The 13,269-nt window shown below is 62.2% G+C and carries 12 protein-coding genes; 7 read left to right on the top strand and 5 right to left on the bottom strand.

Annotation, left to right across the window (positions count from 1 at the left end; all coding sequences use genetic code 11):
- Window positions 1-387 carry a dehydratase gene (locus tag ACSFC7_RS03090; protein WP_436346298.1) on the top strand — a complete coding sequence of 129 codons (387 nt, stop codon included), beginning with the start codon at window positions 1-3 and terminating at the stop codon, window positions 385-387.
- Here ACSFC7_RS03090 and ACSFC7_RS03085 read toward each other — a convergent pair whose 3' ends face one another.
- Window positions 388-1,956, bottom strand: coding sequence for a DNA-directed DNA polymerase II small subunit (locus ACSFC7_RS03085; protein ID WP_436346297.1), 1,569 nt, complete (start codon window positions 1,954-1,956; stop codon window positions 388-390).
- Window positions 1,957-2,247: 291 nt separating this feature from the next.
- Between ACSFC7_RS03085 and ACSFC7_RS03080 the strand changes: the two genes are divergently transcribed.
- The gene (locus ACSFC7_RS03080) at window positions 2,248-3,267 is read left to right on the top strand and encodes a S26 family signal peptidase (RefSeq protein ID WP_436346296.1); all 1,020 of its coding nucleotides are present in this window, start codon (window positions 2,248-2,250) and stop codon (window positions 3,265-3,267) included.
- Between the two features lie 38 nt (window positions 3,268-3,305).
- On the opposite strand, the gene ACSFC7_RS03075 is transcribed toward ACSFC7_RS03080, so the two are convergent.
- Entirely contained in the window at window positions 3,306-3,746 is a 441-nt protein-coding gene (locus ACSFC7_RS03075) for a hypothetical protein (RefSeq protein ID WP_436347897.1), read from the bottom strand.
- A gap of 102 nt (window positions 3,747-3,848) precedes the next feature.
- Window positions 3,849-5,489, bottom strand: coding sequence for a Cdc6/Cdc18 family protein (locus ACSFC7_RS03070; RefSeq protein WP_436346295.1), 1,641 nt, complete (start codon window positions 5,487-5,489; stop codon window positions 3,849-3,851).
- Window positions 5,490-7,302: 1,813 nt separating this feature from the next.
- Here ACSFC7_RS03070 and ACSFC7_RS03065 point away from each other — a divergent pair.
- The 5 genes from ACSFC7_RS03065 (at window position 7,303) to ACSFC7_RS03045 (ending at window position 10,633) form a co-directional block, all read left to right on the top strand.
- Window positions 7,303-7,941: an Era-like GTP-binding protein gene (locus ACSFC7_RS03065; RefSeq protein WP_006092808.1), complete on the top strand. Its 639-nt coding sequence runs from the start codon at window positions 7,303-7,305 to the stop codon at window positions 7,939-7,941.
- Between the two features lie 6 nt (window positions 7,942-7,947).
- Window positions 7,948-8,349, top strand: coding sequence for a DUF2073 domain-containing protein (locus ACSFC7_RS03060; RefSeq protein WP_436346294.1), 402 nt, complete (start codon window positions 7,948-7,950; stop codon window positions 8,347-8,349).
- Complete coding sequence (locus tag ACSFC7_RS03055) at window positions 8,349-9,452, top strand: OapC/ArvC family zinc-ribbon domain-containing protein (protein WP_436346293.1); 1,104 nt, start codon at window positions 8,349-8,351, stop codon at window positions 9,450-9,452. Before ACSFC7_RS03060 ends, ACSFC7_RS03055 begins: the two co-directional genes overlap by 1 nt.
- A gap of 309 nt (window positions 9,453-9,761) precedes the next feature.
- Complete coding sequence (locus ACSFC7_RS03050; RefSeq protein WP_436346292.1) at window positions 9,762-9,851, top strand: hypothetical protein; 90 nt, start codon at window positions 9,762-9,764, stop codon at window positions 9,849-9,851.
- Window positions 9,851-10,633, top strand: a complete 783-nt coding sequence (locus ACSFC7_RS03045; RefSeq protein ID WP_436346291.1) for a DUF7089 family protein — start codon at window positions 9,851-9,853, stop codon at window positions 10,631-10,633. Before ACSFC7_RS03050 ends, ACSFC7_RS03045 begins: the two co-directional genes overlap by 1 nt.
- Window positions 10,634-10,923: 290 nt before the next feature.
- Here the strand turns inward: ACSFC7_RS03045 and ACSFC7_RS03040 are convergent, their stop codons facing one another.
- Window positions 10,924-11,502, bottom strand: a complete 579-nt coding sequence (locus ACSFC7_RS03040) for a DUF7090 family protein (RefSeq protein ID WP_436346290.1) — start codon at window positions 11,500-11,502, stop codon at window positions 10,924-10,926.
- 95 nt (window positions 11,503-11,597) lie between these two features.
- Window positions 11,598-13,181: an ABC transporter permease gene (locus tag ACSFC7_RS03035; RefSeq protein ID WP_436346289.1), complete on the bottom strand. Its 1,584-nt coding sequence runs from the start codon at window positions 13,179-13,181 to the stop codon at window positions 11,598-11,600.
- Window positions 13,182-13,269: the final 88 nt, after the last annotated feature.

Raw genomic sequence — 13,269 nt, 5'->3', positions numbered from 1 at the left:
GTGACTCGTCCATCCGAGGGAGAGACGCACGGCTTCGAACGGACGTTCACGACCGACGATGTCGAGCGATTCGCGGAGCTATCGGGCGACCGGCACGATCGGCACACGGTGCCGGACGACGACGGACGAACGATGGTCCACGGTCTGTTGACTGCAACGCTGCCGACGAAGATCGGCGGCGACCTCGAGGTGCTGGCGACGACGATGGAGTTCGAGCTCGTCCGACCCGTCTACACCGGCCAGCGGATCGCCTGTACGTGGACGTTCGACGCCGTCGAGGAACGCGACGATCGCTACATCGTCGACGTCGACGCGTGCTGTGAAAACGACGAGGACGAGACCGTTCTGACCGGCACCATCGAAGGGATCGTTCGGACGGATCGATAGCTAGCTGAACTTCTGGACCGTCACGTCTAACGTATCGAGGTCGACGATGGGCGCGAAGCCGGCGTCGGGATCGATGTTGACGCTCTTCTGGAAGTCCGTCTGGGACTGCCAGCAGCCGGAGTTGATCGCGAGCACGTTGTGATACTTCCCGAAGCCGAGTTTGTGGACGTGCCCGGTGTGGAAGATGTCGGGGACCTCCTCCATCACGAGGAAGTCCTCCTCTTCGGGTGCGAGTCGAGTGTGGCCCCCGAACTGCGGCGCGACGTGGCGCTTCTTGAGGAGGTGGTACATCGCCTTGTGCGGGTCGTCGTAGCTGGCCTTGTCCTCGGGCAGTTCCGCGATCACCTCGTCCAGCGAGACGCCGTGGTACATCAGCACGGAGACGCCCTCGAGCGTCACCGTCGAGGGGTTGCTGACGATCCGCGAGTCGTGGGCCGACATGATCTCCCGTAGCTCCTCGTCGAACCCCGGCTGGGGTTCGGCGAGGCGCACCGCGTCGTGGTTGCCCGGGATCATCACGATCTCGATGTCGCCGGGCACCTGTTTGAGGTACTCGTTGAACACCTCGTACTGCTCGTAGATGTCGACGACGTCGAGTTCCTCGTCCTGGTTCGGGTAGACGCCGACCCCTTCGACCATGTCGCCCGCGATGAGCAGGTACTCGACGTGCTGGGCCTCGGCGGTGTGCAGCCAGTCCGCGAAGCCGTTCCAGGCGTCGTGCATGAACTCCTGGCTCCCGACGTGGACGTCGCTGATCAGCGCCGCCTGCACGTGGCGATCCGCCGTCGACGGCTCGTGGGTGCGGGGAACGTCCGGGAAGTACATCGAGTCGACGAACGCGATCCCCGAGTCGTCGGCGAGGGTCCCCTCCATCGCCAGCACCTCGTCACAGAGCAGTTCCTCCACCAAGTCGGCGTACTCCCGGTCTTTCATCACCAGCCACGGGAACGTCCCGGTCGCGTCCTCGAGTTCGATTAGCCAGTGGCCGCTCGCCGTCGAGCGGATGTCGTTGACCAGTCCGACCATCCCGACGTCGCCGCCGCCCGGCATCTTCTGGATGGCCGTCGCCGGTCGGTGGTTGACCCGACCCCGCAGTTTCGACCCCAGTTTCTCGAGTCGATCCCGAAAAACGGCGACGAAATCCTCGTACTCGCCCGTTCCGGTACTATCACCGGTCATATCTCCGGCGATCTCGAGCGATCGCAACTCGGGATCGACGGAACGGTTCGCGGCCGACGACCCCCCTGTTTCGACTGGAGTCGCCCCCTCCACGTCGGTCGGATCGGGGATGTCCGCTCCAGTTGAAACGGAGGGGTCTTCGGCGTCGGCCGTGGCGGGTGGCTGCTGTCCGCCCGCTTCCGGTTTCGCGTCCGTGTCGGTCGCCGAGAGGGCCGATTCGACGTGGTCGGTTCGAACGACCAGCGCGTCCGCCGGCAAGTTCTCGACGACGCGCTCGAGGGTCGCGTGCGGGTCGTCGGCCGACGCGAGTTTCGTGACGGCCTCGCGTTCGGCGTTGTACCCACGACTGGTGAGTTCGCTGACGATCCGAGCGGAGGCCTCGAGTGGCACACGGTTCGCATTCGCGAGCGGGGAGAAAAGGATATCGTAATGGGAGTGTTCTCGAGACCGTCCCCGCCCCGTCGAACGGTGGACGGGACGGTCGTACGGGGCTACCGTTACCGTCACCAGTAGCGTTATTTCCGTGGTTGAAATAGCAGCGGGAACGAGTGATTCAGGTGTGCCCATCCAGCACCACGTCGAGCGGATTATCGAGTGCAACGCCCTCGGCAGTATCCGTCGAGTTCGATCGGGGTTGTCGGAGCAGAAGGTTGATTGCAGGCCCCAGCAAAACGGGTGACGATGAGCGGTTCTAACCCCGGCGACCCGCCCGACGATCCCGACGAGCGTGGTGACCACACCGGTGAGCGGTGGGATCCGGACGCCGACGCGGGCCGGGATTCAGACGCAAACACGGGTCGAGGTCCAGCTGCCGACGCGAATCGGGATCCGGACACGAACGGGGGTCGAGATCCGGGGCGCCCCTCCGGGACGGCCGAAACGGCTTCCGCCGACGATCGGATTACGATCGAAGACGACGGCGTCGTTCGCTGGTTCCTGAAATCCGAGGACGGGAACGTCGTCTTCGTTCGCGATATCCTGAGTAGCGTCGCCATCGTCGCTGTGATTGGGTTCTTCCTGTTCGCCCTCAGCGGCATCTGGCCGCCGCTGGTCGCCGTCGAGAGCGGCAGCATGGAGCCGAACATGGAGCGGGGCGATCTCATCTTCGTTATCGATCAGGACCGATACGTCGGTGACGATCCCGCCGGTGACACCGGTGTCGTCCCCCGCGAAAACGCCGTGGAAAGCGGTCACGAGCGCTTCGGCCAACCCGGCGACGTGATCATCTTCCAGCCCAACGGCAACGAGCGACAGACGCCGATAATCCATCGGGCGCACTTCTGGGTCGAAGAGGACGAAAACTGGGTCGACACGAAAGCCGACGACGAGATTATCGGCGACACGAGCTGCGACGACCTCGCGACGTGTCCCGCCAATCACGACGGCTTCATCACGAAAGGTGACGACAACAGCGGCTACGACCAACAGTACGGCAGTTTCAACGAGCCACAGAGCGAGGTCGTCCACCCGGACTGGATCGCCGGGAAGGCCAGATTCGGGATCCCGTGGCTCGGGCACGTCAGACTGACGTTCGACTCGATTCTCGGCGGGATGCTCGCCCCATCGCCCGTGATCGAGGCCGGTCCCGCAGCGACGACCGGACCCGACTCGGCCGCCGCACAGGTCGGTCTCGTCGGAACCACCGGCGTCGCCGGAGCCGCCGGCAGCGTCGCCGTCGCGATCGGACGATATCGAAACTGATCGGGCGCCGTGTTCCCCCGATGCGATAGGTTCTCGTTTTACGCGTCGGTCTCGATCTCGAGACGGAGATCATCCCCGTCCCGTACGTCGTACGCGGTCGGATCGACTGGCTCGTCGTCGACGAGGAACGTCAGTTCCGTCCCGGCTTCGCCGTCGTCGTAGACGGTTCCATCGACGGAAACGACAGGTGATCCGTTCCGGTCGTTGCACTCGAAATGGGGGAGGAGATCGATTCCCTCGGCGAACGTCACCGGCTCCGTTCCCTCCATATACCAGTACTCGTCGTCCTCGTGGAGGTGGAACTCGATCGCTTCGTCGGCGTGTTCGGCCTGATATCGGTCCGCCGAGAGATCGATCGGATCGCCGTCGACGACGACAGCGATCCGTCCGCGCGCGTCGAGTCGCTCGTCGAAAACCATCGAACAGCCGGAAAGCGGCAGCAGACTCGAGCACGCGACGATGACCGCCCGACGGTTCAAACCGGATCGAAGTGACTCCACGTATATCGATCCGTCGTCGCTCCACGTCGACTCGAACCCCGTCGACTCGAACTCGAGCGGAGAAGAATCACCGGTCACCGCTCAGTTCTCGAATCGCGCCTGGACGAACGGCTGGACGTCGTCGATATCGCTCAGTCGGGAGTCCGAGAGGAGAACGGCCTCCGTCTCGTCGATCGGCACCGAGAGGCTGATCTCCTTGGTCCGGCCGTACCGTCCCTTCGAGACGACGACGGCGTTGACGATCCCGAGCATGTCGAGTTCGCTGATGAGGTCCGTCACCCGACGCTGGGTCAGCACGTCGGCGTCGATCTCCTCGCAGAGTCGTTTGTAGATGTTGAACACCTCGCCCGTGTTGATGCTGTGGACGCCGTTTTTCTCGAGCAGGATGATCGCGAAGAGGACGAGTTTCGACTGGGTTGGGAGGGTGCGGACGACCTCGACGACGCGATCGAGTTCGATCTTGTCCTGGGCCTGCCGGACGTGTTCCTCGACGATCGTCTCCGTCTGGGAGCGTTCGGCCAGTTCGCCCGCGGTCCGAAGAAGGTCCAGCGCGCGCCGCGCGTCCCCGTGTTCCTGTGCGGCGAAGGCCGCACAGAGCGGGATCACGTCGTCCGACAGCGCGCCGGGCTTGAACGCGACGTTCGACCGGTGTTCGAGGATATCGCGCAGCTGATTCGCGTCGTAGGGCGGGAAGACGATCTCCTCCTCGCCCAGCGAGGACTTCACGCGGGGGTCGAGGAAGTCGGTGAACTTCAGGTCGTTCGAGATGCCGATGATCGAGACCCGCGAGTTCTCGAGTTCGGAGTTCATCCGCGAGAGGTTGTAGAGCGTGTCGTCACCGCTCTTCTCGACGAGTTTGTCGATCTCGTCCAGCATGATGACGACGACGCGTTCGTCGTAATCGACGGCGTCGAAGAAGACGCTGTAGACCCGGTCGGTCGGCCACCCAGTCATGGGAACTTCCTCGAAGGACTCCTTGTCGGCCTCGAGGTCCTCGATTTTCGTTTCGACCTCGCGTCTGGAGTCGAAGGGGGTCGAATCGAGGGGATGGGCCGGTGACGACTCGTCGGTCATCGTCATCTCGTCGGTCGACGCCACCCCGTCGTCAGTTTCGGGTCGCTCGATGGCGGGCGTCTCCGCCCCCCCGAAGAGGTCGGCGTCGTCGCCGTCGGCTGCGGTCGCGGTATCGGCCTCGGCGTCGGCCGCGTACTCGTCGAGGGCGGCGAGTCGCTCCTCGAGTTCGGCGACCCGGTCGTCGATCCGGGCTTCGTTCTTCTCGATGAACTTGTTCGCGAGCTGTGCGAGCACGCGGTACTGCGTGTCCGTGACCTCGCAGTTGATGTACTCGACGTCACACGGGACGCTGTACTTCTGGGAGGTGCTCTCGAGTTCCTTGCTGACGAACTTCGCACTGGCCGTTTTGCCGGTCCCGGTCTTTCCGTAGATGAGGATGTTCGACGGCGTCTCGCCGCGGAGTGCGGCGACGAGGATCGTCGCCATCTTGTTGATCTGGTCGCTCCGATGAGGGAGTTCGTGCGGCGTATAGGACGGACGAAGCACTTCCTTGTTCTCGAAAATCGGTTCGCCGCTGAGCAGGTCGTCGAACAATCCCTGACTCGACGCTTCGTCGTCGAGATCGGATCGCTCGAGGTTCGAGAACCCGCGGGTCTCGTCGATATCGACCTCCTCTGAGCCTGTCGGTTCTGAATTGTCGTCTGACATCCGTCGTATACATACCCCCTTACTTCGAGTGGAAGACCGGACCCAAAATCAGGAATATTGCGTGGTAGATAGCCCGACTGGGGCGACCTCCTATTCCAAGCACCCAACCTGGGTCCAGTTGATGCAAACGAAACAGAGGAAAACCACGCTATTAAATTCTTCCCTTCCATCCACGGCGGACGCCGAAGTAGTGATCGATTGAACCACGTACGGGGCTGAAACGGCAGATTTGCTGGAACGAGCGTACTGTCGAGACAGCGGCAGGTCGCGAAACGTACGTTTCAGGTCGACCGCCGCGGTAGTCAGTTCTCAGACAGGAGATGAGTTATCGGTAGTTGGCGATAACTGGTGGTAGTGGTTTGGAAACAATCATTTTCTGTGAGTTTGAATCTATCCAGTGAAATCCGAGAGTCAGTTCGGGGGGACCGACACGGTGAGTTCGTAGTTTTGGTCCTTGACCCCTCGAGAGGCCAGTGAGAAACTCGAGAGCGTCTGATCGAATCGGAAACGAGGAGTCGACGTGCTGAGCAACAGGATCGATGCGAGTAATCGCCGAGACGGCGAGCGAGACGATCGACGGATCAGGGGCTGAAACGAGATCGATGTACTGGCTCGCAGCGTACTGCGGGCGGTGGTCGATCGGATGGTGTGATAAGCGAGAGGGGTGGAGGGAGGAAGAGGACGGGACGATGAGTGTCCGTGACCTGTACGGAGAGATGATGGACCGAGGATAGATCGCTTCCGATTCACCGCACCCGACGCGTATTGGTGATGGGAGTGTTCCCAAGATTGTGAGACACGCCACCATAGAACATGATATTCGAGGGAGGAAAGACGTCCGACCCCCCACCCCTTTGTTTCGGGTGGAACGACTACAAAGAGGGGGGTGGGGGAGGGGGTGCCTCTAGGACGGGAATCTTTATGTTGATAGGTGAGAAACACGGTCCGTAGCACTAGCAAAACGTATTTTTTACTAGAGGAAGTGGTTTTGGTTACTAGTCCCTACTAGAACGCCCTCTCTTAGCGGCTCGAGTTACTAGACCCACTCCTACTGTCGGATTCCATCCGCAGAAACCGTCTCTATCCGGTCTCGGACCGATCTCGGATTCTTTCGGGGGCATTTCTGCCGATCGCTTCCGATTCCCCGCACCCCGGTCTCGGTACTCTCCAGTTGAAACGAAGGGGTGGGGGTGTCTCGAGGTCGATGTCGGATGGTATCTTGCCACACTATTTGCGAGTCAGGTCTAGTAACTCCTCGATATAATTTACCAACTATTCTGACGATGGTTCTCCCGGTCGAACTTCTCTCGCGCAGTTGGCTCACGTTCACGCGAACTCGCTGTCGCCAGCTGGGTCCGTGCATCTCGCAACATCGAAAACGTCCACCTCATGATCTCGGGAATACTCATTTCACAATCGCGGGACGGCGATCCGTACAGGGTCTGTGACTCGTGATCTGCACACTACCTGTGACCCGTATATGGTATATAGTATATGGCATTTACACAACATGTATATGGACTGTCCACGCGCTGTACTCGCGTATGCCCACGCGAAACGACGACAGTCATGGCAGTCATGGTCGTTAGAACGGGGAGATGGCTCGAAGAGGAACGTGATCCGACGAGAGAACGCTCTCGAGCGGGAACGCGGTCGAGTGAGAGTCCGTCTCCTGTACTGTGCTGACCGAATCTCTCGTCGCCTGGAGCAGACTATTCTTCGCGTTGAATTGTATACACGTCTGACGTAGGCTTAAGTGAATTCAGTTTGTAGTACGCGCAACTGCACCCCGCGGTGCTGGAGGGCCCCATAGATGGGACTGTTCACAGAACTCAAAGATAGTATCTCTCGGGTTACGGACCGCCTGTTTTCGGAACAGGAACCCAAACGAATCGGCATCTACGGTCCGCCGAACGCAGGAAAGACAACGCTTGCCAATCGTATCGCTCGTGACTGGACTGGTGACGCCATCGGTGCGGAGAGTCACATTCCACACGAAACACGGCGCGCGCGCCGGAAGGAAGGCGTCGAGATCGAACGCAACGGCAAGTCGGTGACCATCGACATCGTCGACACACCCGGTGTCACGACGAAGGTCGACTACGAAGAGTTCACCGACGAGATGGAGGAAGACGACGCGATCCGCCGCTCTCGCGAGGCGACCGAAGGCGTCGCCGAGGCGATGCACTGGCTGCGCGAGGACGTCGACGGCGTTATCTACGTTCTCGACAGCGCCGAAGATCCGATCACGCAGGTCAACACGATGCTGATCGGTATCATCGAATCTCGAGATCTCCCCGTTCTTATCTTCGCGAACAAGATCGACCTCGACGACTCGAGCGTCAAACGGATCGAAGACGCGTTCCCGCAGCACAAGACCGTCCCGCTGTCGGCCAAGGAAGGCGAGAACATGGACGAAGTGTACGAAAACATCGCGGAGTACTTCGGGTGACTCACAATGCCAAAAGCAACTAACGCGGACGACCCGGACGCTCCCAACGGTGTCCAGATCGACCTGATCAGCGGCGAGCGCATGGAGAACATGGCCACGATGGAGAAGATCCGGATGATTCTGGACGGCGTCCACGACGGCAACATCGTCATCCTCGAGGAGGGGCTGACGCCCGACGAAGAGAGCAAACTGATCGAGGTGACGATGTCCGAGATCAGTCCCGACGAGTTCAACGGGATCGAGATCGAGACCTATCCGAAATCCACGACGCGCGATTCCTCGCTGCTCGGTCGGATCATGGGCGGTGACGAATCAACGGCCAAACTGACGGTCATCGGGCCGGCCAACCAGATCGAAACGCTTCACAAGGACGAAAACCTGATCAGTGCCCTCGTGTCCCGAGACTAATGCCACACGAATGTACGAACTGCGGTCGCACGTTTCCCGACGGCTCCAAGGAGATGCTGTCGGGCTGTCCCGACTGTGGCGGGAACAAGTTCCAGTTCGCCCCCTCCGGACGGGCGATGAGCGGATCGTCCGCGTCGGCTGCGACGAACGCAGCCGATTCGGGCGCGGGAACTGCGGACGCCGCCGACAACACAGGGACATCCGACGCGTCCGGAACCGTCGGGCGCGCCGCAGAAACCGTTCGTGGGTGGATGTCGTCGGAATCGGATGCCTCGAGTGAGACGGAGCGTTCGGCGTCGACCCGCTCGAGTGTCACGGACGAGTCGAGTGCCGGAACGGGGCCGCAACCGACTGCGTCGAATCGCTCCGAGCCGTCGACCGGCGACGATCGCTCCGAGCCGACGGACGGAGCCCGTTCCAGATCGGCGGACGCGAACCGAACCCAGCGGCCGGATCAATCGTGGCCCGACAGCGACGAGCCGGCCCAAGACACCGAGGACACGACGGGTGAGTTCTCGGAGTGGCCGGAGACCGCGCGTCGACCCGAAGACCGCTCGACGCCGCCGGACGACGGTTCCAGTGGAACCCAGGGGGACCGCCCGCCGGCCGAATCTGCAGCCCCCTCCTCGGGATCGATCGACGACGGACGGTCGTTCGAGAACGGCGAGTCGACCCTCGAGGACGGCGAGGCGACCCCCGAGGACGGCACTACGCTCGCCGAGAGCGAAAACACGGCACAGGCCGACGCGCGAAGCGAGGTCGTGTCGACGGACGACCTGCCCGGAGACGCCGCTCGACCGGACGAAACCGGGGCGACGGCCGGTGGGTCACCTCAGTCACGCGGTTCCGCCGACGGTGCCGGTGACCACCCGCCGGACCACGGTCGCGTCGTCAGCGAACCGTCGGGCGATCAGCCGTCTATCGAGGAGCTTCGTGCGGAACTCAACGAGCAGTTCGAGAGCATCAAGATCGTCAGTCCGGGCCAGTACGAACTCAACCTGATGGAACTCTACAACCGCGAAGAGTATATCATCTCGCTGCAAGAGGACGGCCGGTACGTCATCGACGTTCCGGACTCGTGGCGCTCGGACGAGGATTCGTAGCACGATCCAGTACCTCCGCCGATCAACCCCCTCTATTTCGACTGCAGTTTCCAGTATCCAACACTCTAATTGATAATGATGTGGGATGAGCGTTCCAGTTGAATTATTGGTTTCCAGCGTTCGTTATCGATTCGGACACGTCTCTATCGCCGACTCGAGTTCGACCCAGGTAGCTGTCCCTCGTCGACTCGAGTGTCCGATGTACGCTTCGTGGCCGGACCGTCTCGAGTCGCGAGATTCACCCCCGAATCGATCCTCATTTCGGGCGAGAAAGATGGATTTAAGCGAGACGGCTGATTTCGTGTAGGTATGAGCACTCCCACCAAGGTCGTTCTCACCACGATCGCCGTATCGGCACTGCTGTCGCTGCTGGTCGTCTTCCAGAGCGTCCTCGCCTGATGTTCGAGGCTCGCGACCTCCCGAGTCCGGTCGAGGCGGTTCGCGACGAGTACGCACCCGACGTACAGATACTCGACTGCGAGCGCGATTTCGAGACGCTGGCCCCCGCGCAGGCGGAAGATCTCGGGTTGATCGTCGACGCGCTCGAGCCCGCGAGCTATCCGGCCGACTGGCTCCCCGAGGACGCGCCGACGCTGCTCGCGCGGTACGCGAGTTCGGACCTGACCGTCGGGATGCCCGGCGACGGCAGCGTCGTCTGGACACGCCAGACCCAGCCACCCCTCGTTCTCGTGAAGGCTCGCGTCGAGGGATCGCCGGACGCGTTCGTCGACTTCCTGATCGCCGAGGCGCTCGTCGAACTCGCGTGCGAGGTGCCCGAACACTTCCTCGGCTTCTTCGAGGAGGAGTATCTCGCGCTCGACGCGGCGACCGACCTCGACCCGAACGGCACCTACCAGGTTGCGGCGGCGCTGTACGACGGCTGGGTCGGCCTCCAGACCCGCGAGGAGTTCGCGGACTGGCAGGACGATCATCCCGAACTCTTCGACGCCTGGCAGGACGCCGGGAATCGACTCGAGGACCGCGTCTCGGGACTGTCGCGCGCCGTCGCCCGCGGCGAGACGAATTTCGCGGACGCGACGGAGTTGGCGTGTGCGGCGATCAAGCACGGACTCGAGTTGCCGGCTCCCTTCGCGGCACTCGATACCGGCGCGTATCGCGATCACGGCCCGGAGTACGCGGTCAAGTGGGCGGAGAAGACGTTCGATTCACTCGCCGAATAATGGACGCACGATTGGTTGTCTGAACTCTCTCTTACGGTTCAGATATGACGGATACCAGTAGCGATGGTGGCCGTCATAACGCAGTTCCCCTCACGTAGCCACTAGGATTTCCACGTCCTCCCCAACCGATTCGCTCGTTCGCACTGCTCACTCACTCATCCCTCGCATGATTTCGAATCACGCCTCGGTATACTCGGCGTGATTCGGCACGCGCCACGTGGTAAGCCGAGTTAAGCACTCGAGACGCCGCTATCCGTACCTCGACTCGCAGCGAAAACCGACGTCAACAGTTAGAAGTCGGCGTCGATGCTCCCATCCTCGTCGAGATCGATGGTTCCGTCGAACAGTTCGCGGAAGTCGTCGACAAGCGTCTCGTCGTGGGGTTCTTCCGAGACGTGGAAGAGACCGATGGCGTCGTGTTCCTCGAGCAGGTCCAGAATCCGTTCGACGGTCTCGAGTGCGGCGTCGTCGCCGGCGTAGTAGGCCAGTTCGGTCACGGAGTCGAAACTGAGGCGGAGTTTGCCGTCGTGGCTCTCGAGGAAGCCGTCGATGTGCTCGACGATGCCGTCGACGTCGTCGGGCGCGGCGACGTAATGGACGGTGTCGGACGCGCGCCGGGAGTAGCCGTGTTCGATACTGAGGGTGTCGAGGATTTCGGCGCGCTCCTCGTCGACGTCGTAGTACTCGAGTTTCTGCCTGACCTCGCGGGCGGTGGTTCGAGTGGAGATGACGAGGAAGTTGTCGGTATCGGTTTTGAGAAAATCGGTGTCGATGCGGTCCGTTTCGCCCGTGCTGGGGTGAAGCAACAGTACGCCCGTCCCACCCGGTATCGTGTCCGGCGTCCCGTCGATTGCAAGCGAATAGTCCATATTGACGTGAACAACTTTCGGCACCGACTTAATTGTGCGGATGTTTCGAGGATCGTCCGAACCGTCACCAGAGCGCGCGGGTGGCGGACGACGATTCAGGCGTTGAAATCTTCCTGCCGAAGCAAGATGAGCATCGACAACCCGGAGATGATCACGAGAATCAGCGCGGGGAGTGCGGCGTAGCGATAGTACGCGGTTCCGTGAGCGCTCCAGATGAGGGTCACGAGGGTATCCATTCCGATGGGCTGTAGCATCAGCGTCGCCGGGAGCTCTTTCATCGTGGTCAGGAACACGAGGACGCCACCGGCGACGACACCAGGGGCGATCAGCGGAAGCGTGACGCGTCGAAACGTCTCTACGCGGCCCGCGTTGAGCGTTCGCGCAGCCTCGGGGAGTCGTTCGTCGACCTGGAGAACGGACGTTCGGGTGGTGCTGACGGCCTGCGGGAGAAACCGGACGACGTAGGCGAACACCAGCAGCGGAACGGTTCGGTAGATCCAGCCCGCGTAGTTCGCCCCGAAAAAGACCAGTGCGAGTCCGATCACGACCCCGGGAACCGCGAAGCCGACGTACGTCACGCGCTCGAACAGGCGAGCGGACGACGAGTCCGCCCGGGCCGCCAGGTAGCCGACGGGGAGTGCGAACGCGCTGGCGACGATCGCCGCCAGCGCGGCCAGATACACCGAGTTGAAGGCGTACCCCCACTCGAAGGCGTACGTCGGTGCGTCACCGCCGGTTCCGCGGACGAGCCACACGCCGAAGATCGCGATCGGGACGATCAGCGTGACGACGCCGATCCCCGCGACGGTTCCCATCGCCGGCCACTTCCAGCGACCGAGGCGAATCCGCGTCCCGCTCGTACTCCCGCCGCTCGCGTCCTCGTCTTTGCCGACCCGCGCTTCGATCAGGAGGATGATCCCCGACACCGCGAGCAACTGCAGCGACAGGAGGGCCGCGTACTCCACGTTGATGGCCCCGAACTCCCAGTAAATCGCACTCGTGAACACCTCGACGTGCAAGAACGCGGGCGTCCCGAAATCGGAAATCGCGTACAGCCCCGCCAGCAGCGCGCCGGCGGCGATCGCCGGCCTGATCTGTGGGAGCGTCACCCGACGGAACGCCTCGAGTCGGTCCGCGTTCAGCGTTCGCGCAGCGTCGACCAGCGACGCGTCCATCGAGAGCAACGCCGCTCGGGTGGTCAGGAAGACGTAGGGGTACGTATAGAGCGTGATAATCAGAACGGCGCCGGCCAGTCCCTGAATGCGCGGCATCGGGACGCCGAGGACGTCACTCACCTCGCCGTGTCGACCGAAGGCGGAGACGAACGCGAACGCGCCGATGTAGCTCGGGATCACCAGCGGGAGGGCCGCGACGATCGTCCAGAACCGCCGGTACGGCAGATCCGTTCGCGTCGTCAGGACCGCGAGCGGAACGCCGACGACGATCGAGAGAACGGTGACGCCGGCCGTGAGGCCGAGACTGGTCAGGAGAATCTCGGCGGTTCGCGTCGAGAGCAGCAACTCGCGCGCTCGGCCCGGGTCGACCTGGGTCGCGCGTAGTCCGATCCACAGCAGCGGCGAGGCGACCAGCAACGCGATCGCACCGCTCAGCGCCGTTAGCCCGAGCTTCGACGTATCGCTGGTAATCTTCGACAGCCGTTCGAATCGTTCAGACGCCACGGGAGTAGTTCGATCGAATCTTCCGCTGGAAGGGATTTAGGGCTTCGTAAAACCCCCTCGAGATGGGAACACTCGACCGAGCGGAACC

Source organism: Natronorubrum halobium, from assembly GCF_051351675.1.
Lineage (GTDB): Archaea > Halobacteriota > Halobacteria > Halobacteriales > Natrialbaceae > Natronorubrum.
Note: the sequence above shows the minus strand (reverse complement) of the source record. Positions and strands in the feature narration are given on the sequence as shown.